Origin of the sequence: Sporomusa termitida (assembly GCF_007641255.1) — a bacterium.
Taxonomy (GTDB): Bacteria; Bacillota; Negativicutes; order Sporomusales; family Sporomusaceae; genus Sporomusa; species Sporomusa termitida.
In genome coordinates this window covers 4,791,813-4,816,357 of the sequence record NZ_CP036259.1, presented here as the reverse complement: position 1 = coordinate 4,816,357, position 24,545 = coordinate 4,791,813, and the positions used below count along the sequence as shown (strand labels likewise).

Sequence of the window (24,545 nt, the reverse complement as noted above, 5' to 3'; positions counted from 1 at the left end):
TCAGGAGGAAAGAGCATCTTGAAGTGTGTTATCATTGGTACTGCCGGCCATGTTGACCATGGCAAGTCGGCTGTGATCAGGGCACTGACTGGGACTGATACCGACCGGCTGAAAGAGGAAAAGCTACGGGGAATTTCCATTGATTTGGGGTTCGCCGCCCTGCCTTTGCGCGCTGAGCTGGTTGCGGGGATTGTCGATGTACCCGGCCATGAACGTTTTCTAAAAAATATGCTGGCCGGAACAGGCGGTATTGATCTGGTCCTGCTGGTTATAGCGGCCGATGAGGGGGTTATGCCCCAGACCAGAGAACATTTAGCCATGCTTGAATTATATGGAATCAAACAGGGAATTATTGTTGTCAATAAAATAGATAAAGCAGATAACGAATGGCTGGAGCTTATTGAGAGTGATATAAGAGAGTTTATAGAGCCAACTTTTTTAAAGAATGCTCCCCTTTGCCGGGTATCGGCGCTCACTGGCGAAGGGATTGCGGAACTTGGGGAGAAGTTGGCCGAAATAGCAGGCCGGTTGACTGCCAGGGATTGTAATGCGCCTTTCCGACTTTGGCTTGACCGGGTCTTTTCCATTAAAGGTCATGGCCTTGTGGTGACCGGCTCGGTATTAAGCGGACAAGCTCAGGTTGGTGATACCCTAAGATTGTATCCGTCAGGCCAGCTTATTCGTGTGCGCGGCCTGGAGTGGCATGGCGCTAAGGTTAACGGGATTGTGGCCGGTCAGCGGGCAGCCGTTAATCTAGCCGGGCCGGAACTGGAGCAAATCAGCCGGGGTATGATCCTCAGCGCGGTTGAACGGGGAGAAGTCAGCCAGATCTGGGATGTGGCTGCCGATTGGCTGCAGGCCGTCGAGAGTGGCCTGCGCGTCAGGTTGCATTTAGGAACCGGTGAATTTCTGGGCAGGATTTATGCTTTTAAAGGAGCCTCTCATCGTCTGATGCGGCTAATTTTGGAACAACCGCTAGCCGCCGGCAGTGGTGACCGGGGTATTATCAGGCTATATTCGCCGCAGCATCTGCTGGGAGGGGTTACCTTAATAGCCCCAGGCCGGGCCACAAGGCGTTTAACCGCCAGCCGAACTGCCCTGGCGGCAGCGGTGAGTACGGCCGATCTGTCTGCAGCTGTTTATTACCGCCTGGCCGAAAGCCCCTTGTTGCTGACAAGGGCGGAAATCCGGCAACAAAGTGGCTATTTGTCCGACAAAACTGTGGATGAAATAATTGATAAGCTGACTGCACAGGCAAGAATACATTGTCTGGACGGGACCTATATTGCCGCAGAGATATTTGATCAACAAACCAGAGCTATTACCGGTATTCTGAAAGAGTATCATAAAACCCAGCCAGAGCGGAGTGGCTTATCCAAAGAAATAATCCGGCAGAAGCTGCAGCTTGCTGAAAAAAGCTTTGAAACATTACTGGCAGTATGGCTACGCAAGGGCATGGTGGCAATTACCGGCGGCGATCTTGCGTTAAAGAGCCATGCCGACAAACATGGTGACTGGAAACAGGAACTGGTTGGCCAAGCGGCAGTTTTTTTGGAAAATATTGGCTTGGAAAACGTTAGCCCGGCCTTGCTGGCGCAAAAATTATTATTGCCGGCCGATAAATCTAAGGCTGCTCATGACATCCTTACGCGGGCCGGCGTGCTAATAAAGGTTAATGATATTTTTGTATACCGCAAAACAATTCAGTACATTGTACAGCTTATTCACAAGCATTTTCAAGGCCATGAGACACTTACAGTGTCAGAGTTACGGGATATACTGAACACTTCACGCAAGATCGCAGTACCGGTAATGGAATACCTTGATGTGAATAAATATACAGTGAGGATTGGAGATGTTCGCTATCCTAGCCGTAAAATCCTGGATTTATCAGAATAAACTTACTTTAAATTTGCATATTGACAGCAAAACGATTCGTTTCTATAATTAAACTCAAAACATATAGTGTACATTTCGGTATTTTTGGAATGTACATATGTTTTAAGGGAGTGTGTCTAGGGTTCCGCGCTGCTACAGCGGTCTGGACCAAGCGGCACAGGTGCAGCGTGGCACGCACTACACCGTGGGTATAAAAGACCCGGCGGAAGGTCCCAAGGGAGGGGTATCTTCGCGCTGGGCTTTTTTTTGTTCCTTATTAAATATAAGGCTGACTAGAATGTTCAAACGGGCGTTAGCAGCAGCCGATTGAAGAGGGTGGGAGAGTAGAATGTGTAGAATAGGGGCTATAAAAAGCAAAGTAGCATTTCATCCGTCGCTGGCACTGCATTTGATGCTGCCTCAGCAGGAGGGGCACGATAACTCCGGTTTTGCCATGGTCATGCAAGACCTCGAAGGAGTTTTCGCCAATTATAAAGATAAACCATTATTATCCATGGCTTGTACCCAAAAAGGGGCCGCGCTGGTAGAGCACTTTATGGAAACCAACAACTTTACCCCTGTTTATGAATGGATTCCCCGTGGTGTCCGTCAGCCCGGATTAGATATTAAAGCTATGCCCTATTATATATTCCGGGCCTATGATTATCCGGAATATTACCGTACTGCCACGCCGGAGGCCAAAGCAGAATTATTGTTAGACACGCGGCTGGCTCTGCGAGTGTTACTTGAGAACGAAGATCAGGGCTATGTGTATTCTTTCTGGCCCGATGTTTTGACACTGAAAGAGATTGGTGATCCCCGCGACATAGCTGTCTATTTTAAACTATGGGATAATACCGGCGAACTCATGGCCAAAAATATTGTTGTTCAGTGCCGGCAGAATACTAATTATGAAATTGTGCGCTATGCCGCCCATCCGTTCTTTCTGCAGGGCTATACCCTGTGCGCAAATGGTGAAAATACTTTTTATACAAAGAATAAAGAATACCAGAAACCTTTGCACCGCGGCTATATTGGGTTTGAATCCGACTCGCAAAACTTTCTTTATACTTTACATTATGTACTTAATGTCCTGAAGTGGCCGATCAAGTATTATAAACATGTCATTACACCATTGCCTTTTGATGAAATCGCCAAACGGCCTGATCATCGTGAATTGACAGCGATTCGTCAGTCGCTAGGTCATCTGGAAATTAACGGACCTAATACCATTATTGCTATGCTGCCTGACGGGCGGATGGTGACCTGTTGTGATTCCAAGAAACTACGCCCTGTCGTGGTTGGCAGTGATGGCACGATGATTGCCATTTCCTCCGAAGTTTGCGGCCTTAATCAGATCATGCCGGGACGTAATCAGGAACAGGATATTTATCCGAATGAACGGGAAGTTGTGGTTATTACCCCGGACTTGGAGGTAGAACGATGGAAGCAGTAAAAGTACAGGATGTCAGTGTAAACGATTTGCCGTGGAAGCTGCAGTACAGCAGTGAGCGCTGTACCATGTGCGGCAGCTGTGTTGCCGCATGTACGTTTAACGCCATTGAGGCGGTAATGGAACGGCGGTCGGTGACTGTTTCAACAGGGCATCAACCGGACCCCAGCCAGCGCCATCTGGCAATACCGGTAATTAAACAAAGGGCAGCTGTTGCTAATGCCTGTGTTGGCTGTGGCATGTGCGAAAAGGTTTGCCCCAATAATGCGATTAAGCCGGTGCGCAATCCTGACTCGCGGATTAATTATCTCAATCGCAGCGGCGGGGCCACGGTAAAACGGGGCGGCCGTAATAACCTCGGTAATAATGAACGGACTTTGGATAAAATTGTTGTTGGCCGTATTTCACAGATGACTGACCCTGCCCTGGACTCGGAACGCCATACTTTCGATATTCTGGCCCCTTTTGGCCGTGTTTTGCTGCCGCATGAGCTGCCGCTTACTTCTGACGGTAATGAGCTTACACTGAGTGGGCATACACCGCCTGTTAACTGGATTTATCCGGTCATATTCAGTGATATGTCAATTGGCGCCCTCTCTACCCGGGCCTGGGAAGCTGTCGCGATAGCCACGGCTTATCTGAATGAGAAGCATAAGCTGCCTGTCCGGATGTCTTCCGGCGAAGGGGGGATGCCGATTAAGCTTTTACGGTCGGAGTACCTAAAATATATGATTTTACAAATTGCCTCAGGGCATTTTGGCTGGAACCGTATCGTTCAGGCCATGCCGCATATGCAGGCTGACCCGGCCGGAATTCTGATAAAAATCGGCCAGGGAGCAAAGCCCGGTGACGGCGGCTTGTTGCCGGCAGCCAAGGTATCTAAGCCGGTTCAGTCTATCCGGGGTGTGCCTAAGGCTGACCTCTTATCGCCGCCTAATCACCAGGGTTTATATTCGATTGAAGAGTCGGTACAAAAAATGTTTATGTCGATGAATGCCGCCTTTAAATTCCGCGTTCCTGTTGCTATTAAATGTGCAGCCTCGGCCACATCGGTATCTGTCTATAATAACCTTTTGCGAGACCCGTATAAAATCTGCGGCGGGTTTTTCCTGGACGGGATTCAGGGTGGTACCGGTGCCGCCAATGAAGTATCCCTTGACCATACCGGCCATCCGGTGGTATCCAAAACCCGCGAATGCTACCTGGCTGCTGTTAAACAAGGACGCCAGGGGCAAATTCCCTTGTGGGCGGGGGGAGGCCTTGGCCTGACAGGTAACGCGGCTGCTGATGCGTTCAAAATGATCTGCCTGGGTGCCAATGGTATATTCCTGGGTAAAATCCTTATTCAGCTGTGCGGCTGTGTGGGGAATGAACTGGGACGCTGTAATGCCTGCAATACCGGCAACTGCCCGGCCGGGATATGTACACAAAACCCGCGGCTGGTTAAACGGCTGGATATTGATAAAGCGGCGCAGAACATCGTTGACTACATGCTGGCGCTAGACAGTGAACTCAAAAAGCTGATGGCACCGGTCGGCAACAGCTCACTGCCTGTTGGCCGTTCGGATGCGCTGGTAACTACCGATAGAGCGATTGCTGATAAGCTGGCTATCCAATATGTATGCTAGGAGGGAATGCGCATGTTTAAAATAAATACAATTGACGGCAATAAGCGGATGTCAACGCAAGACCTCTTAGAGAGTGTCAATGCGGCGCTGGCCCAGGGAGAAACAGAGTTTCATATTGAAGCGGCAGGTCAGCATGATATTGGCGGTCCGCTATGGCACCCGGAAGGCAAGCCGCTTAAGTTTATTGTAAGAAATGCCGGGCAGCGGGTCGGTTCGATGTGTCTGCCGGGTACCGAAATTATTGTGGAGGGTTCAGCCTCGGCCGACGTCGGCTGGCTTAATGCCGGCGGCCGGATTATCGTTAAGGGTGACGGCGGCGATACTACGGCCCATTGTGCGGCTGCCGGCAGTATCTATGTTGGCGGGCGGGCCGGAACCCGCTCCGGTTCACTGATGAAGCATGATCCCTTGTATGAGGCCCCTGAGTTTTGGGTGTTGAAAAATGTCGGTAGTTTTGCCTTTGAATTCATGGGGGGCGGCATTGCCGTAGTGTGCGGCTATGACAGCGATCAGTTTGCATCTGTTTTAGGCGATCGTGCCTGTACAGGCATGGTCGGCGGTATTGTTTATTTCCGGGGCCGGGCCCAGGGCATATCGGCGAAAGATACTAAGATACTGACACTAAATGCCGACGATATTTCCTATCTTGACGGTAAGATGGATGATTTTCTGACTGCCATCGGGCGGCAGGAAATCCGCAGCCAGCTGACTGTGTGGAGTGAATGGCAGAAAGTAGTTCCCCTTTCTTATGATGAACGCCCTAAAAGAGCTAACACCAATCTTAATGCTTTTCGGACCGGCACTTGGGTGCCTGGCAGCATCTTCGGCGATGTCTGTGATGATGATTTCGCGGTTATCGGTGCTATTGCCACCGGTGTATACCGCCGGCGGGTTCCGGTTTGGGAGAATGCCAAATACAGCGCGCCCTGCGAATTTAACTGTACAGCTTCGATTCCTTCCCAACAGCGCTTTAATCTGCTGCGGGACGGCAAGATTGATGAAGCCTATCGGCTGGTGCTCGAATATACGCCGTTTCCCGGCTCGGTATGCGGCTCGGTATGTCCGAACTTATGTATGGATGATTGTACCCGGAAGGCTGTTGATATCTCAGCGCAAATCGGTAAATTGGGCAGTTATTCGGCTGAAGCGGATCTGGCGCGGGCTGAAGTTAAGACAGGCAAGCAGGTCGCTGTTATTGGCGGCGGTGCGGCCGGCCTGACTGCTGCCTGGCAGCTGGCCCGGCTAGGGCATGAGGTAACGGTATTTGAAGCTGATGCCAAAGCCGGCGGCAAAATGGAGCAGGTTATTCCCCGCACGCGTCTGCCACAGGCAACCTTGGCGCGGGAGATTGCCAGGATTGAAAAAATGGGGGTTGCGATTAAAACAGGCGTAGCGGTTGACCAAAAAAAGTTTTCCTCAATAAAAGCCAGCTATGATGCAGTGATCGTTACCACCGGTGCTCATATTACGAAGGTGATCTCCTGGCCCGGCCACGAACGCCTGGTCAAGGGGTTGGATTTCCTCAAAGCGATAAACCGGGGTGAACGTCCTGGTATTGGGAAGAAAGTCATTGTAATTGGCTGCGGCAACTCCGGGATGGATGTCGCGGTCGGCGCCTACAGCCTGGGGGCCGAGCAGGTGACCTGTATTGACGTTCAACGGCCGGCGGCCTTTGCCCATGAGCTTGCCCATGTGCAGGCCCTGGGGGGGGAGATTCTCTGGCCGGTATTTACTAAAGAGGTAACAGCTGAAGGGATTATCACTCAGGACGGACAGCTGATTAAAGGCGATACTGTCATCATCTCAATCGGCGAGACCCCGGATCTTGGCTTCCTGCCTGCCGATTTTGCCTTTGACCGCGGTTGTCTACAGCCGGCTCCTGATTATAGTGTTGGCGCCGGTATCTTTATTGCCGGCGACACCATTCGCCCGGGCAGGCTGGTAGATGCCATCGGAGCTGGCCGCCAGGCGGCACTTGCCGCCAATGCTTACCTGGGGAACAGCAGTTATACTGCTGTCCAAAAGACGAAGATTTCTCCTGACAGGATGAGCACGGCCTATTTCAAGAAATGTCATAGTTGTGATGTGCCTGAAGCCAATAATGATTATAACCGCTGTATCAGCTGTGGTACTTGCCGTGATTGTCATATGTGTCTGAAGTCTTGTCCGGAAAACGCAATTACCCGAATACCCGGCCAAGCGGGAGCAGAATATATGTCTGACCCGAATAAATGCATCGGCTGCGGTATCTGTGCCGGCATTTGCCCCTGTGGTGTCTGGAGTATGGACACTAACGGGGAGCCGATTCAGTTTTATCGATAATACAAAACATCTCCGCTGACAGGACAGAAGGCGGAGATGTTTTGTATTTTGTGGACTTTAATCCGTTCTGCAAAAACAATAAAATTACAAGTGTTGAAAAAAACGTATTGACAGGTCGCTGGGCTTGCCAATATAATAATATTTATAGACATATGCACACAAATATCTGCGACTGGGGAACATGGGGTTTGGGGTTTTAACAAACTGTAAACCTGGAACGAATCTGATTTGGAATTTTATACTGTACTTTTCTCTTATGCTAGCCAGACAGATTGTTCCCCGTGTCCTTTGTGCATGTAGAAAGAAGATTGAGGAGAAAAGAGGGATTTACCGTGAGTAAAAAGTGGCTAACGTTTATCAGTTTAGCAGTAGGGCTCACCATGCTGGCCGGCCTGGTGGCAGGCTGCGGCGGGGCAACGTCATCACAGACTGCCGATGCCAAAGATATTAAAATTGGCGGTAACTTTGAAATGACCGGCGGGATTGCTAATTTTGGCAACCAAACAACTAATGGTATTAAGCTGGCCTTCAAAGAAGCCAATGCCGCCGGCGGCGTACTGGGAAAACAGCTTACCTTTGTAGTGGCTGACAACAAATCAGAACCAGCCGAGGCAGCTAATGCGATTACCAAACTGATAACCCAGGATAAGGTCGTGGCTGTGCTTGGCCCGGTATCCAGTTCCAATGTATTGGCTACCCTGCAAATTGCTCAAGATAATAAAATCCCGGTACTTACTGCTACCGCGACGAACCCTAAAGTAACGGTTGATAATGGCAAAGTACGGCCTTACGTATTCCGCGCCTGCTTCATTGACCCTTTCCAAGGTAAAGTAATGTCTGATTTCGCCAGCAAAAGTGTCAATGCCAAAACAGCCGCTATCTATATTGACAACAGCTCAGACTACTCCAAAGGTCTGGCCGAGGTTTTCGAGACAGCTTTTACTCAGTCCGGTGGCAAGATCGTAGCTAAGGAAGGCTTCTTGCAGAAGGATACCGACTTTAAAGCTACCTTGACTAAAATCAAAAGCACTAACCCTGATGTAATTTTTATCCCCGCTTATTATGAGGAAGTGGGCAAAATTGTCAAACAGGCCCGCGAGCTTGGCATCACTGTGCCGCTGCTGGGGACAGACGGCTGGGATGACAGCAAGCTGGTTGATATTGCCGGTGCTGCCCCCCTTAACAACGGCTTTTTCAGCAACCACTATTCCTCACAGGATAAAGATCCTAATATAGTAAAATTCGTGGAAGCCTTCAAAAAAGAATACGGTCAGGAGCCAAGCGCCTTGGCAGCTCTCGGCTATGACTCCGGCCTGGTAATCATTGATGCGATTAAACGTGCCGGCAGTGCTGATCCTGCCAAAATCCGCGATGCTCTGGAACAAACGAAAAATCTACAGGTAAGCACCGGGATTCTTACCCTTGATGCCAACCATAATCCGGTAAAAAGCGCAGTCGTCATTGAAATGAAAGATGGTAAGCAATCCTTTAAAGAAAAGATAAATCCCTAATACCTGGATATTTAAAATATTGTGACAATAAACTCTGCCGTGTACAATGGAGTGCAAGGGGTAAGGCTAAGGCCTTATCCCTTTTTAATAACAGCAATACAATTAAAGTATCTCCTCCGTGGACAAATAGTAAGATGTACTGTGCTGAAAGTATTGACAGAGATGGACAAGGCCCCTATAATTACACTGTATGCGAAACAAGTAGTTGTTGTTAGTGGACATACGGGTACTAACAACTGTTGAGATCTGTTGCTTTTTACGCTGATTGGGTCTCAACGCAAGGGGTCGATACTGTACTGCAATATTTGCATCACGGTATCCAGTTTTGATATTTGGGAGGGGAAACCATGTCAAAAACAAGATTTGCAAAGTTGGTAAGTGTAATGGTAGGTGTGCTGATGGTGGCCGGACTCGCTGCCGGTTGCGGCGGCGGCCAGCAGGCAGATGTAATCAAGCTTGGCGCCAACCTGGAGATGACCGGTGGCAATGCCACTTTTGGCCAGTCGGCAACAAATGCCGCTAAATTAGCAATCACGGAAGTAAATGCCAAAGGTGGTGTGCTTGGTAAACAGCTTACTTTAGTTGTGGCCGATAATAAAAGTGAAGCAGCGGAAGCAGCCAATGCCATGCAAAAGCTGGTAACCCAGGATAAGGTGGTGGCTGTTATTGCCCCGATTGCTTCATCCAGTGTTATTGCTGCGGCCCAGGTTAATGCTGATAACAAAGTATTGGCTATCAGCCCGACTGCATCAAATCCCAAAGTTACTGTTGACCCTAACAGCGGCAAGGTGCGTGATTTTAACTTCCGCGCAGCTTTTATTGATTCGTTCCAAGGTTCGGTTATGGCTACCTTTGCCCAAAAATCACTTTCGGCCAAGACGGCTGCCGTATATATTGATAACTCCAGTGACTATGCTAAAGGGTTAGGCCAGTTCTTCCAGGAAACCTTTGAAAAAAATGGTGGAAAAATTGTCGCCAGTGAAGCGTATTTAGCAAAAGATACTGATTTTAAATCAACGCTGACCAAAATCAAGTCTCAGAATCCTGATGTAGTGTTTGTTCCCGGTTATTATCAGGAAGTTGGTATGATTATTAAACAAGCCCGCGAGCTTGGACTTACTGTCCCTTTCCTGGGCGGGGACGGCTGGGATTCGGCTAAATTGCCGGAAATCGGCGGTGCTCAGGCTTTAAATAACAGCTTCTTCAGCAATCACTATTCGCCTGACGATAACAGTGCGGCGGTAAAAACCTTTGTCGAAGCTTATAAAAAAGAGTACAATCAGACTCCGGATGCTTTTGCCGCCTTATCCTATGACGCTACTATGATGGTGATTGAAGCGATAAAACGGGCCAACAGTGCAGACCCTGTGAAGATTAAGGAAGAATTGGCTAAAACCAAGGATTATCAGGCCGTATCTGGTTTAATTACCTTCAATGCTACCCACGATCCGGTTAAGAGTGCCGTAATTATTGAAATGAAAGACGGCAAGCAAACCTTTAAAGAGAAGGTAAATCCCTAAGTTAGGGTGGATGTTGCGTTCCCTGTGGCCGGGATTTTCCCGGCCATCCGGACCAACCCGGCCCTTCAATATATAATAATACTTTTTGAAATGGAGAGGGGAGAGCGCATTGGATTCCTCAAGCTTAATTGTACAATTTGGGCAACAACTAATTAATGGTATTTCCCTGGGCAGCATTTATGCGCTCATTGCGCTGGGTTATACCATGGTTTACGGTATAATCAGGCTGATCAATTTCGCCCATGGCGACATATACATGGTGGGCGCCTATGCAGGTTATTTTGCCACATCTGTATTTAAGTTTTCTTTTGTTCCGGCGCTGCTTTTTTCAATGGCTACTGCGGCTATTCTCGGTATGACAATTGAAAAAGTAGCGTACAGGCCTCTGCGGAGTGCGCCTAAGATTGCGATTTTGATCGCGGCTATTGGCGTATCCCTGTTTTTAGAGTATAGCGGAATGCTGCTGGTGTCACCTCAGCCACGGACTTTTCCGGCAGTTTTTAATGCCGAGATATATAATGTCGGGGGTCTGATTATTAACAGCCAGCAAGTTGTTATTTTAGTGGTATCCCTGCTATTAATGGTCATTCTGACCTATGTCGTACAACAAACAAAAATGGGAAAAGCGATGCGGGCTGTGTCCTTTGATACCGATGCTGCCCGGCTTATGGGGATTGATGTTGACCGGGTAATCTCTTTTACCTTTGGGGTTGGTTCGGCACTGGCGGCGGCAGCCGGTGTGCTTGTTGGTATTTACTATAACTCGATTGATCCGTTGATGGGGATCATGCCTGGTCTAAAAGCCTTTGTCGCTGCAGTGTTAGGCGGTATCGGCAGCATTCCCGGTGCCATGCTTGGCGGCACTATGCTGGGGGTTATTGAAGCATTGGTCAGCGGCTTTTGGTCTTCAACCTTCCGGGACGCTGTTGCGTTTGGGATTTTGATTATTATCCTGCTGTGGAGACCAACTGGTCTCTTGGGTAAAAATATCCGGGAGAAAGTGTAGGTGACAGGCCATGAATTTGCGAAGGAAAACTAAAACAGATCTTATAGGGTTAGTGGCCTGTATACTAGTGTATGCCACTGTTCAGAGCCTGATCCTTGCTGATGTAATCGGGCCTTTCTGGCAGCTTAATATTGTTCTGATTGGCATTAATATTATTTTAGCTGTAAGCCTTAATCTTATTAACGGTTTTACCGGGCAGTTCTCTATCGGTCATGCCGGTTTTATGGCTGTTGGCGCCTATATGAGTGCCGTACTGACTGTAAAGTTGCAACTGCCTTTTATTGTTGCCATACTTGGCGGCGCCCTTGGCGCCGGCCTGTTAGGTTTTGCTATTGGTCTGCCAACCTTGCGTTTAAATGGGGATTATCTGGCAATTGCAACCTTGGGCTTAGGTGAAATCATCCGGATTTGTATCCTCAACATTCCCTATGTTGGCGGGGCGTCAGGCTTTATGGGTATCCCCCGTTATACCGATTTTACCTGGGTATTTGGACTTGTCGTGTTTACGGTATTTGCCATTAAGAATTTTATTGACTCCACCCACGGCCGGGCGTGTATTTCTATTCGTGAAAACGAAATTGCCGCCGAAGCCATGGGGGTCGATACAACCAAATATAAGGTGCTGGCTTTTACTCTGGGGGCAGCTTTTGCCGGTGTGGCCGGTTCTTTGTTCTCCCATTATTTTTATATTGCCCATCCGGCATCTTTTACGTTTATGAAATCGTTTGATATTTTGACAATGGTGGTATTGGGCGGCCTCGGCAGCATCTCCGGCAGTATTACCGCTGCTGTTTTACTGACCTTTGTGTCAGCGGCGCTTGCCAGCTACCCCGAGTGGCGGATGATTATCTATTCGCTGATGCTCATCATTTTAATGTTGTACCGGCCGCAGGGCCTGTTTGGCAATAAAGAGTTAAGCCTGAAGATGCTGGGCCGCTTGACAGGAGGTAAGAAACATGACTCTACTCAAGGCAACTAAGCTGTCAAAAGTTTTTGGCGGCCTGCGGGCGGTCTCTAATTTTGAGATTGATATTGCGCCCGGTGAACTGGTAGGCCTCATTGGCCCTAACGGTGCCGGTAAGACAACGGCGTTTAACCTCCTAACCGGGGTGTATGAGCCAACAGAAGGGCAAATCGAGTTTGACGGCCAAAGTGTTGTTGGCCTCAAGCCCTACCAGATTACCCAGCGGGGGATTGCCCGCACTTTCCAGAATATCAGGCTGTTTGCCGATCTTACTGTGCTTGACAATGTAAAAATTGCCTATCATTTTCACGTAAAGTATGGTCTTATAGCATCTTTCCTGCGCATGGGCGGCTATCATTCGGAAGAAGCGGAGCTTGAGGAGAAGGCTATTCGTTTTTTGGAAATTTTTCAACTGGCAGATAAAAAAGACGAAATTGCCAAAAACCTCCCCTATGGTGAACAGCGCCGGCTGGAAATTGCCCGGGCGCTGGCAGCTCAGCCTAAGCTATTATTGCTAGATGAACCGGCTGCGGGGATGAATCCCCAGGAGACGCATCAGCTTATGGACATGATTCGCTGGATAAAGAAGGAGTTTAATCTCACCATTCTGTTGATCGAACATGATATGAGCCTGGTTATGGGCGTCTGTGAGCGGATCTATGTTCTTGATTATGGCAGTATTATTGCCCAGGGAACGCCACAGGAAATTAAAAATAATCCACGGGTTATCGAGGCCTACCTCGGTGAGGAGGTTTAGATTATGGCTATGTTAAAAATTGATAATATTAATGTATATTATGGTGCCATCCATGCGCTAAAAGGGATTAGTGTCGAAGTAAATCAGGGCGAGATTGTTACCCTTATTGGCGCCAACGGGGCCGGTAAAAGCACTACACTCCGGACTATCTCCGGCCTGTTAAAACCTAAAACCGGCCAGATATCCTTTGAGGGTCAAAATATTGCGGGTATACCTGCGCAGAATATTGTTAAAATGGGCATATCCCAGGTCCCTGAAGGCCGGCGTGTGTTTGCCCATATGTCGGTGCTGGAGAATCTTGAACTAGGTGCCTATCTTCGCTCTGATACCAAAGAAATTAAAGCCGATATGGATAATGTATTTGCCCGCTTCCCACGGCTGGGTGAAAGGCGCAGTCAGCTTTCCGGCACACTTTCCGGTGGCGAGCAGCAGATGCTGGCGATGGGACGGGCCCTAATGAGCCGCCCGCGAATTCTGCTGCTGGATGAACCCTCTATGGGCTTGGCGCCGCTATTGGTTAAGGAAATATTTTCAATTATTAAAGATATCAATCAGACCGGTACCACGATTCTTTTGGTTGAACAAAATGCCCATATGGCACTGTCTATTGCTCATAAAGCCTATGTTCTGGAGACCGGGCGCATTATTTTGTCAGGCGATGCCAAAGAACTGGCGGCCAGTGAAGAGATAAGGAAGGCGTATCTGGGCGGTTAACCAACCGCCCTGATACCATAAGCCGCTGTTCAATAAAAATACATATGCAGGGGAGTGTATGCTATGATCGTATCCAAACGAATGACAGCCAACCCCACTACGATTACGTCAGCCATGACGATTGTGGATGCGCTGCAGATTATGCGCAGTAACAAGTTCCGCCGTTTACCGGTGGTCGATAATGGCAAGCTGGTGGGTATCGTCACTGACCGGGATCTCCGGGAGGTATCGGCTTCGCCGGCAACATCGTTATCTGTATTTGAACTAAACTATCTCCTGGCTAAAATGCAGGTAAAAGACATTATGACCAGAAAGGTATTAACAATAAGCGCTGATGCTACGGTGGAAGAAGCAGCCCTTTTAATGTATAATAATAAAATTGGCGGGTTAATTGCTGTTGATGCCAATCAGACGGTAGTCGGCATCCTGACAGAAACTGATATATTTAAGGCTTTTGTCGATGCTATGGGATTACCGCAGGGAAAAACCCGCCTGAGTCTGATCGTTCCGGACCGTTTAGGTGTTATTAATGATATTTCCGGTGTATTTAAAGAGCAAGGTGTCAGCATTGGCAGTTTTGTCAGCTTTCCTACGGAGGATAATCAATATGAGGTGGTTATCCGGGCCGAGATTAGTGATGTTAAAACACTAACCGACCGCTTAGCGGCGTTGGGCTATCCAGTGCAGCATATTGTTCAGATCGGCTAGTTGTACTCTAAATCGGCTAAAGGAATTTTACACATTTTGTTTGCTGTGCTAATATAATAAGCGTAGGAACAGGCGACCGGCTAAGCCGGTGCAGCCGGGCAGCGCAAGCAGCAGGTAAAACCTGCGGGACCTAATCGTCTCCGCAGGTTTTTTTTATTACCCCATCAGCCTTTATAAGGCGCAATGCTATGATTTAAGGGATAAGAAAAATCTATACTCTAAGGGCACCGGTGGCATCTGCCGGCGTCCTACAGGGCTTGGCACAAGCCAAGTTTTTCTAATGTTTTAATTTGGAGGGAAAGGTTTGGAAACTAACTATAACCATTTAAAGCAACAAACAGCACGGCTATCGGTCATATCGAATACGTTATTAGTATCGCTTAAGCTAGTTGTCGGCTTATTTACAGGGGCGGTTAGTATTGTTTCGGAAGCAGCCCATTCCGCCGTCGATTTAATTGCGGCCCTGGTGGCTTACGTTGCCGTAAGAAAAGCCAGCAAGCCACCTGACAGCCAACATGCGTACGGCCATGGAAAAATTGAGAACCTGTCAGCCGCATTTGAGGCGGTGCTGATTGTAGTAGCAGCCCTATGGATTGTTTATGAGTCCATAGATAGGATCAATAATCCTCATATGCCGGAATATCTGGAATACGGTCTCATTGTGATGGCTGTATCCATCGTTGTTAATTACTGGGTTTCCAGTAAACTGTATTATGTGGCCCGTCTTACCGGTTCGCAGGCTTTGGAGGCCGATGCGCTGCACCTGAAGGCCGATATCTGGACAAGTGCCGGTGTTTTTGTCGGCTTGGCTATTATTAAGCTGACAGGTTTGTATTGGCTTGATCCAATCATTGCCATCGCTGTGGCCGTTATCGTGTTTAAAGCCGGTTTTAGCATGACTATGAAAAGTATTTATGAACTGACAGATGTTACTTTGCCTGAAGCCGAAGAAGCGGAAATCAGGGCAATTGTGCACCAGCATCCGGAGGTTATTGCTTTCCACAGGCTAAGAACCAGACGATCCGGCAGTTTCCGTCTGATTGATATGCATATCGTGCTTAAGAAAGATATGTATCTTGAACAGGCCCATAATGTTTGTGATGAAATTGAAATTACTATAAAGGCTCAGTTTGCTCCCTGTGATGTTGTTATTCATTTAGAACCGTGTGACTATAATGAGGGCTTTGGTTTTTGCCCGTCTGAATGCGGTGAAAACTGTAAGCATGAGTGAAGCAGGATTTTAACGAGGCAGGTTATAATATATCAATAGGCACTCTAATCGAATATTAACCAGGGAGGGATACCTGTGGTAAGACTTACAGAGTACAGTCAGCGCGGCGGCTGCGCTGCCAAACTGGGGCCAGGGGAGCTGGCCGGGGTTTTAAAACAGCTACCGGTAACATTTAATCCTAATGTGCTTGTTGGCATAGCTACGTCAGATGACGCCGGGGTCTATAAACTAAATGCAACAACCGCCCTGGTGCAGACCGTTGATTTTTTTACCCCCATTGTTGATGATCCATATCTGTTTGGACAAATTGCTGCGGCGAATAGTTTAAGTGACATTTATGCGATGGGGGCAACGCCGATAACGGCACTCAATCTGGTGGCTTTCCCTAATTGTAAACTGCCGGGAGAAGTACTGCAGGCTATTTTGCAAGGCGGGCAGGATAAGGTTGCTGAGTCTGGGGCCGTTATTATTGGCGGGCATAGCATTGCCGATGATGAACCCAAATACGGATTGACAGTTACCGGTCTTGCCCATCCAGACAAGATTTGGACAAATGCGGGGGCACAACCCGGGGATCAACTGGTGCTGACGAAAGCGCTGGGCACTGGTATTCTGACGTCAGCAGCACGCGCCGATTTATTTCCTCAGGGTGTGGCTGCGGCAACTGCCGGTATGGCAGCACTAAATGCGGTTGCCGCCAAGGTTGCCGCAGGTTTTAGTGTTCATGCCTGTACCGATATTACCGGTTTTGGACTATTAGGACATCTTTATGAAGTGGCGGCAGGCAGTAAAGTATCGATAACTGTCAATAGTGCAGCCTTACCGTTGCTGCCTGATGCTGCTGAGGCCGCTGGTATGGGGCTGGTGCCTGCCGGGGCTTACGCCAACCGTAATTATCTCAAAACGGTGACCTTTGCTGAACATGTACAGGAAAACATCAGGGATATCTGCTTTGATCCCCAGACATCAGGGGGATTGCTATTAGCGATACCTGCAAAGCAAGCTGAAGAATTACTTGCTGCCTTACATGACGCAGGTTTGGCACAAGCCTGCCTGATTGGACAAGTTATGGACGGAGGGGGAGAGATTTATGTCAGATAAAGTTGTTGATTGCCGAGGACTGGTTTGTCCACAGCCGGTTATTCAGACTAAAAAGACGCTGGAAGCAGTCGAGTCAGGCCGGATTACCATCATTGTGGATAATGAGGTAGCAAAAATTAATGTCATTAAGTTTGCGGCTGCCAAGGGTTTGAGCGCAGCTGTAGAGGAAAAAAACGGACACTACTATATTACAGTCATTAAAGGTACAGGCCAGCAATCAGTGTCAGCTGCTGCGCCAATACCAGGTTCCGCCCCGGAAGCCGGCGGCCAGGTATACCTGATTACGCAGGATACATTGGGGCACGGTGCACCGGAGTTGGGGGCAGTCTTAATGAAAGCGTTTATGACGACCTTGCTCGAGGCTAGGCCGCAACCGGCGGCACTGCTGTTTATCAATAGCGGTATCAGGCTGACTATACAGGGTTCGCCGGTGCTGGAGCAACTGCAAATGCTGGCTGAGAGGGGCGTTACTGTTCTGGCGTGCGGTACCTGCCTTGATTATTATCAACTTAAGGAACAACTGTCGGTAGGCGAAGTGACGAATATGTATACTATTGTTGAGACCATTTCCCACGCTAAAGCTGTGACTTTATAAAGCAGGTGATATTATTAGCTATCAAAGCTATGACCGGCTGATTTCTTTTGCGTCAGTGCATCAGGCCGTTAAAGCGGAAAAATTACTGGCACAAAACGGTATTCCGGCCTATGCCCTGCCAACACCACGGGAGATCGATATTAGCTGCGGCCAATGCCTGCTGTTTGCGGCTCGGCAGGAACACCTGATCTTTAACCTGTTTGCCGCCGCCAGGGTACGCTGGTCAAAATTATTTAGCAGGGCGCTGGCAGGCGATAACGTGTATGTTTATGAGAAGATTACTGAGTATGGAGGTTAGTCTGTGGAACAATTGCTGACATCAGACTTCTGGCTGGGGATGGCGGTGACCTTGATCCGGCTGGTGGCGATTGGCATAGGCGGTATGGTGCTGCTTAGATTTACCAGTATAATCATTGCACAAGTTTTTATTCCTAAGCCAGGGGCAAAGACAATATACCTGGAAGAACAGCGGGCCAGAACGCTCAGCAGCCTGCTGCACAGTATTGTTAGATATGTTATTTACTTTATAGTTGCAATATTGATGCTCCAGGAGTTCAAAATCGATACGACCTCAATTGTGGCCGGTGCCGGTATTATCGGTTTGGCCGTAGGGGTTGGTGCCCAGAGCCTGATTAAAGATTTTATTACCGGCTTTTTTATTATCCTCGAAGACCAGTATGGGGTTGGCGATTATGTAGTGATTGGCGATATGACCGGGACTGTCGAGGAAATGGGGTTTCGCGTTACCAAACTGCGGGATGGCAACGGCACTCTTCATATAGTTCCTAATGGTTCTATTCTCAAGGTGAGCAATTATACGCGCGGCTATATGCAGGCTGTTGTCAATGTGCCTGTACCTTATGAGGCCGATATTAGTGAGATTTTAAAAATTTTAGAGGAAACCTGCAGTACTGTTGGGACAAGTATGCCTGAAGTGTTGGCAGGGCCGAATGTTGTAGGTGTGGTTGATCTCAAACCCGGCGAGGTGGTTATCCGTATAACGGCCAAAACGGTACCATTAGAACAGGTGAAAGTGGAAACAACATTACGACGGTTGATCAAAGAACGGTTACAGCAGCTAAGATCAGGTCACGTCAGCTTGTAAGTCCCCGGGAGTTGGTTAAGACAGGAGGATGACATGAACGAAAGATACAATTATAAAGTCGGTGAGATCGTCAAAATGAAAAAACCCCATCCTTGTGGTGGTGACTGCTGGGAGATTACCCGTACAGGGATTGATTTTGGTCTTAAATGCCTGCAGTGTGGCCGTCAGGTAATGCTTCCCCGGCCAAAGTTTGAAAAAGGTGTTAAGGCGGTTGTGCAGGCAGGACCGCCGGCAGGCAGGTAAGACAAGCTTGGCCGATACGTACTTGTATTTCAGTCGGCGATATCATACAATGTAACAGTTAACTGTATTTATTTAAGCATTTGGCTGAAAAAATTAAAGGTGGAGTAATATTCATGAGCACTAATCTTGAAGTTGGTATTATCGGTTTGCCGAATGTAGGTAAAAGCACGCTGTTTAATGCGATTACCAAAGCCGGAGCTGAGGCTGCCAACTATCCTTTTTGTACAATTGAGCCTAATGTCGGTGTTGTTGATGTTCCCGATGCCCGCCTGGCAAAACTGACGGCAATGTATAAACCCAAGCAGCGGACTTTGCCAGCGGCGATGCGGTTTGTGGATATTGCCGGCCTGGTACAGGGCGCAGCCCAGGGGGAAGGACTTGGCAATAAATTTTTATCCCATATCCGTCAGGTCGATGCTGTGGCTCAGGTAGTCAGATGCTTTACCGACGATAATATTACCCATGTGGCCGGTAGTCTGGACCCGCTGCGAGATATTGATATTATCAATACCGAGCTATGCCTGGCTGACCTGGAGACCGTGGAGAAACGCATTGACCGTGCTCAAAAGATGCTTAAAAGTGGTGATAAAAAAGCCCAGGGCGAATTGGAAGTCTTGAAAATTGTGCACCAGGCACTGGCTGATGGTCAGCCGGCGCGCCGGGTTGTAACTGACGAGGCTATGGCAGAAATACTCAAAGACTTGTTTCTGCTGACGTTAAAGCCAACCCTGTTTGTTGCTAATGTCAGTGAAGCAGAAGCCGCTGATGCCGATGTGAATCCCCATGTGGCTAAAGTTAAAGATTATGCGGCACGGGAAGGGGCGGAGGTCATCGTTGTTTCGGCCAAAGTCGAGTCGGAAATTGCCGAGCTGCCTGCTGCTGAGGCCTGTGAATTTTTAGCTGACTTAGGTTTGAATGAATCCGGCCTGGATAAATTGATTCGGGCGAGTTTTAAGCTGTTGGGTCTCATGACGTTTTTTACAGCCGGGGAGCAGGAAGTGCGGGCCTGGACAATTGTCCGCGGCACGAAAGCGCCGCAGGCTGCCGGTAAGATTCACAGTGATATAGAACGTGGCTTCATCAGGGCGGAGATTGTATCCTATACCGATTTAATGACAGCCGGCTCCCACAATGCGGCTAAGGAAAAAGGCTGGGTCCGTCTCGAGGGCAAAGACTATATTATGCAGGACGGCGATGTAACCTATTTTAGATTTAATGTATAGAGCGGAAGCCGGCCGCTCTTTTTCTTTTTAGGAGAGTAGCAGTGTGAATAAACCACCCAAGCACTCTATAGCACTCTAGTTTTTTAAATGTTACTTTGCTGGGGACGGGGCATTTTTGCAGTGACTTTTACGCTAATTTTTTACCGGCACTGCCTATTGTTATGGTTAAGCTGGGTCTTTCCCTGACGATGAGTGGGATGCTGGTTATGGTTTCCTCAGCCGATAAAGCAGCCTGCTGGCAGCCAAATACAGACTATCTAACAATTTTGCAGTATTTTTCTTGCAATTACCAGACAAGTAATGCTATAATTATTTAGTCGCAGTTACATAGTGCGATGTGGTTTTGTTATTCAAAACCTTCCCTGCTCCCTAATGGGAGCCAATAGTCCAAAGGAGGAGGTGATTTCGTGAGAAAATACGAAGTCGTGATTATCGTTAAGCCTAACGACGAAGAAGTTACCAATGCAACCATTGCCAAGTTCGAGAATATTATTAAGAACACTGGTGGTACAATCGACAAGGTTGACCGCTGGGGCAAAAAACGTCTGGCTTATGAAGTAAAAGATTTCATGGAAGGGTATTATACCCTGATAAACTTCACTGCCGAGCCAGCTACGGTATTTGAGCTGGAACGGGTGCTGAAGATTACGGATGAGATTCTTAAGCACATGGTTATTCGCTTGGAAGATTAATTTTGTAGCCAGGAGGTGTGAGGATATATGAATAAGGTCATCCTTGTCGGCCGCTTGGCGCAAGATCCGGAAGTGAGATATACCCAGAGCGGCAAAGCTGTTGCATCCTTTTCACTGGCCGTCAATCGATTTGGCGGTGGTGCTCAGGGGCAAAACAATGCTGACTTTATCCCGATTGTTGCCTGGGAAAAACTGGCGGAAACGTGCGGCAACAATCTTACAAAAGGTCAGCGGGTATTAGTCGAGGGTCGTCTGCAGATCCGCTCATATGAAACAAATGATGGGCAGAAACGTCGCATCGCCGAAGTGGTAGCGCAGTCCATTGAATTCCTGGAACGTAAACAGGCGTCAACTGGTGACGCCGGGAATATAGATGTAAATTCGTTCGGCAAAGATGTCTTCCCTGAAGAGGAAATACCGTTTTAAAAGGGGGGTAAATGAATGGCTATGAAACGTGAAAGAGGCCGTAAACCTAAGAAAAAGGTTTGCAGCTTTTGTGTTGATAAAGTAACTTCTATCGATTATAAAGATCTTCCGAAACTGCGCCGGTACACCACTGAGCGGGGCAAAATCCTGCCGCGCCGCATTTCTGGTAATTGCGCCAAACATCAACGTCAGATGACGTTAGCTGTTAAACGCGCTCGTAATATCGCTCTTCTGCCGTTTACTGCAGAATAAAAAGGCGGGCATATTGTACCCTAAAGAGTAAGAAGCCTCTTCTATTTGGCTTCTTACTCTTTTTTTACCCATCAGAAGTTACAAAATTCAATGCTGGATCTAAGGGATAAGAAAAATCTATTGCCGGCGCCCTACGGGATTTGGCACAAGCCAAGTTTTTCTAACAAAAAGGAAATATGTTGAGTGCCATGGAATATATAGCCATGTCGAATGTTGGTGCAGGCTAGGCAAATGTAACAAGGCTGTCTGGCCGGCTGAGTACCGGGGGGGTAAATCTATGCAATATGGCAATTCAGCTGTATTACTGGAAAACATCAGCGATGGATACTTTGCTCTAGATACTAATTGGCGATTTACGTATGCTAATGCTAAAGCTCAAAAAATACTGCGAAAAACCTGGCAGGAACTCATTGGGCAGAATATTTATGTTGTGCTGGCAGCGGGACGGGGTCATCCTTTTTTGGACAAATATCAGGAGGCTGTAGCAACAGGGCAGGTGGTCGAAGCTGAATCATTTGTTGCAGAGTATAATAGTTGGCTGAAAAGCAGGGCCGTGCCCTATTCCGGTGGCCTACTTGTTTTTTGTCAGGATATAACTACCGAGAGGTACTTGCGGAGGTTGCCGGAGACCTTCAGCAGTATCAGAAACTCGTTAGAATGGATCACCGATATGGATCATTTCATTCAAATAATTATTACCTCCCTGGCAGCAGGTATGGATTGTCACTCGGCTGTGGGCTGCAGGCAAGAACAAGACCGTTGGCAGATAAGATATGTATATAATCAATCTCCGGATATTATTGGTGTTCCATTAACTGACAGTATTATACCACAATTAACAGCGGCAATTATTAGGCGGCAGCCGGTAGTATTTGAGCGTGAGGATAGTTTTGACGCCGCAGAAAGCGGCACTATCTGTGCCAGGGTCGCTACTCTGGTTATGCCATTATTCGTACGCGGCGACAGTACAATTGGTTGTTTAGTCTTTGACAATTCGCCGGCAGGTTTCAATGACGCTCAAATTGAGTTTTCCCAACAGGCGATGAAGTTTATAGAGTTACTATTAACTAATGCTTATGATATAACTGAGATTAAGATTATGGAGAAAGAGATGCAGCACCTGGACAGATTAAATCTGGTCGGTCAGTTGGCAGCCGGGATCAGCCACGAAGTCCGTAATCCAATGACAACTGTGCGGGGTTTTCTGCAAATGCTGATGAAGAAAGATGGCTGTCAGCAATATCAAGAATATTTCGAATTGATGATTAGCGAGCTGGATCGCGCCAATTCGATTATTTCCGAGTTTTTGTCAGTAGCTAAGCCCAGGCAGCAGGATTGCCGGGAAGCAAACATAAATAACATTATTCGGGCAATTGAACCATTACTGTCATCCGATGCGTTGGCTGCCGGCAAATATGTAGTGCTCGAACTGGGGGCTGTTCATAACCTGTACGTAGATGAAAAAGAGATTCGCCAGCTATTGCTGAATTTAGTACGGAATGGCCTGGAGGCTATGTCGGGAACAGGTACAATTATGGTTAGGACGTATGAAGAGAAAGAGCAAGTCATTTTGGTTGTACAAGATGAAGGCGAGGGGATTCCGAGCCATATTATCAATCGTTTAGGGACTCCCTTTTTAACTAGTAAGGCTAATGGTACCGGCCTGGGGTTAGCCGTATGTTATGGAATTGCCAGCAGGCATAATGCGCAAATTGACATTACTACCGGTTCAACCGGTACTACTGTGTATGTAAAGTTTAATAAAAAGCAGGTTTAAATTTTGCGAGACGTAATTTAGCAATTATAACATTTATCCTCTTATAGCAGGCCTCGGTTTTATACCAAGGCCTTCAATGATTTTCCTTAGCTGCCAAGAAGGAAATAATAGTGCCTCCTTAGAATATAATAGGATGGACTAAGGAGGGGGTTTAGTGTTCTCCCAAGAATCGGATATCTTGAGAAAGATTAGGCTAATTGAGGGATTAAAAGCTGATCTTTTGGCTGAAGTGGGTAAACTATATCAGGCGATGGCCCGCAATCAGCGGGAAGCTATCGGCGAAGCGCTGGCTCAGATTATTATTTCAGCCTACGTCTTAGGGCGCAGGTTAGGGATTGATTATCCAGAAATGGATGAGGCTGTAAATGCTAAGCTTGGGCACAATATAGACCAGGAACCTGAAGTTGAACGTTGGTTTGGAGATATGAGCGAATACCGCCGCCATCTCCGCCAGAAGAGGTGAAATATGCAAAAAACTCCAGTCAGACCGATCGTAGAAGGCGGAATACTTACCGCTGTTGCTATACTTTTTGCTCTGATCAGCGTCTATATACCTGTTATCGGAACTTTTGTCAACCTACTTTGGCCTGTTCCTATCGTACTTCTTGGGGTACGGCATGGATATAGATGGAGTATCCTGGCTGTTGTCGCAGCAGGCATCATAATTGCACTTCTCATGCATCCGCTAACTGCTGTTTCCGTCGTTGTAGGGTTTGGCCTAATTGGGATTGCCCTGGGTTTTGCGCTTCGGCAGGGTTTTTCACCTGCGAAAACGCTACTTTTAGGGGCGGCGGCGTCACTGGTGTCCAAAGCTGCGGTTATCGCGATTACGGCTGCGGTTATGGGTTTCAACCCGCTCAATCTGCAAACAGAGGCAATGGTTAAAGGTCTGGAGCAAGCGATTGAATTTTACCGCACTATGGGGATGAATGCGGAAAATCTGGCTCAGATGGAGGCTGCTATGCGGCCGATGATTGATCTTATGAAGATTATTTTACCTGCCGGGTTTGTATTGGCGGCTGTTGTGGATACCTTTCTTAACTTCCAAGTAGCTAAGGCTGTTTTAGGCAGGCTTGGTCATCGCGTTGAGCCATTTCCGCCGTTTCGCCACTGGACAGTGCCCCGAATTACCATATATGCTTTGGTGGTTTCGTTACTGGCTCTCTACTGGGGCCAGTCGCGGGAGTTTGAACTTTTATATAAGGCCGGTATGAATCTGCAGGTAATTGCTACCATGCTGCTGGCTGTTCAGGGATTGGCTGTCTTTTACTTCCTTGCCGATAAATACAATTTGTCAAGACTTGTACGAGGTATTATACTATTCTTGATCTTCTCTAACGGGATTTTCATGCAGGCCATTATTGTCGGCGGCGCGTTTGATCTGATTTTCGACTATCGTCAACTGCGTGCTCCGCGTTTGGAGTAACAGGAGGGATTAA

General features: G+C 47.9%; 24 protein-coding genes and 1 riboswitch. All 24 genes read left to right on the top strand.

The window, feature by feature from the left end:
• Positions 1-18 precede the first annotated feature (18 nt).
• The 24 genes from selB to SPTER_RS22150 all read left to right on the top strand — a co-directional run bounded on the left by selB (position 19) and on the right by SPTER_RS22150 (position 24,532).
• Positions 19-1,899 carry a selenocysteine-specific translation elongation factor gene (gene selB, locus SPTER_RS22270; protein ID WP_144352389.1) on the top strand — a complete coding sequence of 627 codons (1,881 nt, stop codon included), beginning with the start codon at positions 19-21 and terminating at the stop codon, positions 1,897-1,899.
• A gap of 328 nt (positions 1,900-2,227) precedes the next feature.
• On the top strand, positions 2,228-3,334 hold the full coding sequence (locus SPTER_RS22265) for a class II glutamine amidotransferase domain-containing protein (RefSeq protein WP_144352388.1): 1,107 nt from the start codon (positions 2,228-2,230) through the stop codon (positions 3,332-3,334).
• Entirely contained in the window at positions 3,322-4,959 is a 1,638-nt protein-coding gene (locus SPTER_RS22260; RefSeq protein ID WP_144352387.1) for a glutamate synthase-related protein, read from the top strand. The genes SPTER_RS22265 and SPTER_RS22260 overlap by 13 nt, the downstream gene beginning before the upstream one ends.
• A gap of 12 nt (positions 4,960-4,971) precedes the next feature.
• Positions 4,972-7,281, top strand: a complete 2,310-nt coding sequence (locus SPTER_RS22255) for an FAD-dependent oxidoreductase (protein ID WP_144352386.1) — start codon at positions 4,972-4,974, stop codon at positions 7,279-7,281.
• Between the two features lie 332 nt (positions 7,282-7,613).
• A complete protein-coding gene (locus SPTER_RS22250) occupies positions 7,614-8,792 on the top strand; it encodes an ABC transporter substrate-binding protein (protein ID WP_144352385.1) in 1,179 nt (392 codons plus the stop codon).
• 347 nt (positions 8,793-9,139) lie between these two features.
• Entirely contained in the window at positions 9,140-10,312 is a 1,173-nt protein-coding gene (locus SPTER_RS22245; RefSeq protein WP_144352384.1) for an ABC transporter substrate-binding protein, read from the top strand.
• Between the two features lie 109 nt (positions 10,313-10,421).
• Positions 10,422-11,318, top strand: a complete 897-nt coding sequence (locus SPTER_RS22240; RefSeq protein WP_144352383.1) for a branched-chain amino acid ABC transporter permease — start codon at positions 10,422-10,424, stop codon at positions 11,316-11,318.
• Between the two features lie 10 nt (positions 11,319-11,328).
• Positions 11,329-12,297 carry a branched-chain amino acid ABC transporter permease gene (locus tag SPTER_RS22235; protein WP_144352382.1) on the top strand — a complete coding sequence of 323 codons (969 nt, stop codon included), beginning with the start codon at positions 11,329-11,331 and terminating at the stop codon, positions 12,295-12,297.
• Entirely contained in the window at positions 12,275-13,039 is a 765-nt protein-coding gene (locus SPTER_RS22230; RefSeq protein WP_144352381.1) for an ABC transporter ATP-binding protein, read from the top strand. Before SPTER_RS22235 ends, SPTER_RS22230 begins: the two co-directional genes overlap by 23 nt.
• A 9-nt stretch (positions 13,040-13,048) precedes the next feature.
• Entirely contained in the window at positions 13,049-13,753 is a 705-nt protein-coding gene (locus SPTER_RS22225; protein WP_144353043.1) for an ABC transporter ATP-binding protein, read from the top strand.
• 63 nt (positions 13,754-13,816) lie between these two features.
• On the top strand, positions 13,817-14,461 hold the full coding sequence (locus tag SPTER_RS22220) for a CBS and ACT domain-containing protein (protein WP_144352380.1): 645 nt from the start codon (positions 13,817-13,819) through the stop codon (positions 14,459-14,461).
• 54 nt (positions 14,462-14,515) lie between these two features.
• Positions 14,516-14,595, top strand: a riboswitch (NiCo riboswitch).
• 170 nt (positions 14,596-14,765) lie between these two features.
• Positions 14,766-15,692, top strand: coding sequence for a cation diffusion facilitator family transporter (locus SPTER_RS22215; RefSeq protein WP_144352379.1), 927 nt, complete (start codon positions 14,766-14,768; stop codon positions 15,690-15,692).
• A 69-nt stretch (positions 15,693-15,761) separates the two neighbouring features.
• A complete protein-coding gene (selD, locus tag SPTER_RS22210) occupies positions 15,762-16,793 on the top strand; it encodes a selenide, water dikinase SelD (protein ID WP_144352378.1) in 1,032 nt (343 codons plus the stop codon).
• Entirely contained in the window at positions 16,783-17,388 is a 606-nt protein-coding gene (yedF, locus tag SPTER_RS22205; RefSeq protein WP_144352377.1) for a sulfurtransferase-like selenium metabolism protein YedF, read from the top strand. Before selD ends, yedF begins: the two co-directional genes overlap by 11 nt.
• Before the next feature lie 55 nt (positions 17,389-17,443).
• The gene (locus SPTER_RS22200) at positions 17,444-17,686 is read left to right on the top strand and encodes a putative Se/S carrier protein (RefSeq protein ID WP_170233372.1); all 243 of its coding nucleotides are present in this window, start codon (positions 17,444-17,446) and stop codon (positions 17,684-17,686) included.
• A 3-nt stretch (positions 17,687-17,689) separates the two neighbouring features.
• A complete protein-coding gene (locus tag SPTER_RS22195; RefSeq protein ID WP_246105398.1) occupies positions 17,690-18,493 on the top strand; it encodes a mechanosensitive ion channel family protein in 804 nt (267 codons plus the stop codon).
• Between the two features lie 33 nt (positions 18,494-18,526).
• Positions 18,527-18,736 carry a DUF951 domain-containing protein gene (locus SPTER_RS22190; protein ID WP_144352375.1) on the top strand — a complete coding sequence of 70 codons (210 nt, stop codon included), beginning with the start codon at positions 18,527-18,529 and terminating at the stop codon, positions 18,734-18,736.
• A gap of 113 nt (positions 18,737-18,849) precedes the next feature.
• Positions 18,850-19,959, top strand: coding sequence for a redox-regulated ATPase YchF (gene ychF, locus SPTER_RS22185; protein WP_144352374.1), 1,110 nt, complete (start codon positions 18,850-18,852; stop codon positions 19,957-19,959).
• Between the two features lie 407 nt (positions 19,960-20,366).
• The gene (gene rpsF / locus SPTER_RS22175; protein ID WP_144352373.1) at positions 20,367-20,651 is read left to right on the top strand and encodes a 30S ribosomal protein S6; all 285 of its coding nucleotides are present in this window, start codon (positions 20,367-20,369) and stop codon (positions 20,649-20,651) included.
• A 27-nt stretch (positions 20,652-20,678) separates the two neighbouring features.
• Entirely contained in the window at positions 20,679-21,077 is a 399-nt protein-coding gene (locus SPTER_RS22170; RefSeq protein WP_144352372.1) for a single-stranded DNA-binding protein, read from the top strand.
• Between the two features lie 21 nt (positions 21,078-21,098).
• Positions 21,099-21,329 (top strand): 30S ribosomal protein S18, encoded by a 231-nt coding sequence (gene rpsR / locus SPTER_RS22165; protein WP_144353041.1) that lies wholly within the window; start codon positions 21,099-21,101, stop codon positions 21,327-21,329.
• Between the two features lie 277 nt (positions 21,330-21,606).
• Positions 21,607-23,106 carry an ATP-binding protein gene (locus tag SPTER_RS22160; protein ID WP_144352371.1) on the top strand — a complete coding sequence of 500 codons (1,500 nt, stop codon included), beginning with the start codon at positions 21,607-21,609 and terminating at the stop codon, positions 23,104-23,106.
• Between the two features lie 154 nt (positions 23,107-23,260).
• Positions 23,261-23,569 (top strand): MazG-like family protein, encoded by a 309-nt coding sequence (locus tag SPTER_RS22155; RefSeq protein ID WP_144352370.1) that lies wholly within the window; start codon positions 23,261-23,263, stop codon positions 23,567-23,569.
• A 3-nt stretch (positions 23,570-23,572) separates the two neighbouring features.
• Positions 23,573-24,532 (top strand): YybS family protein, encoded by a 960-nt coding sequence (locus SPTER_RS22150; RefSeq protein WP_144352369.1) that lies wholly within the window; start codon positions 23,573-23,575, stop codon positions 24,530-24,532.
• Positions 24,533-24,545 lie beyond the last annotated feature (13 nt).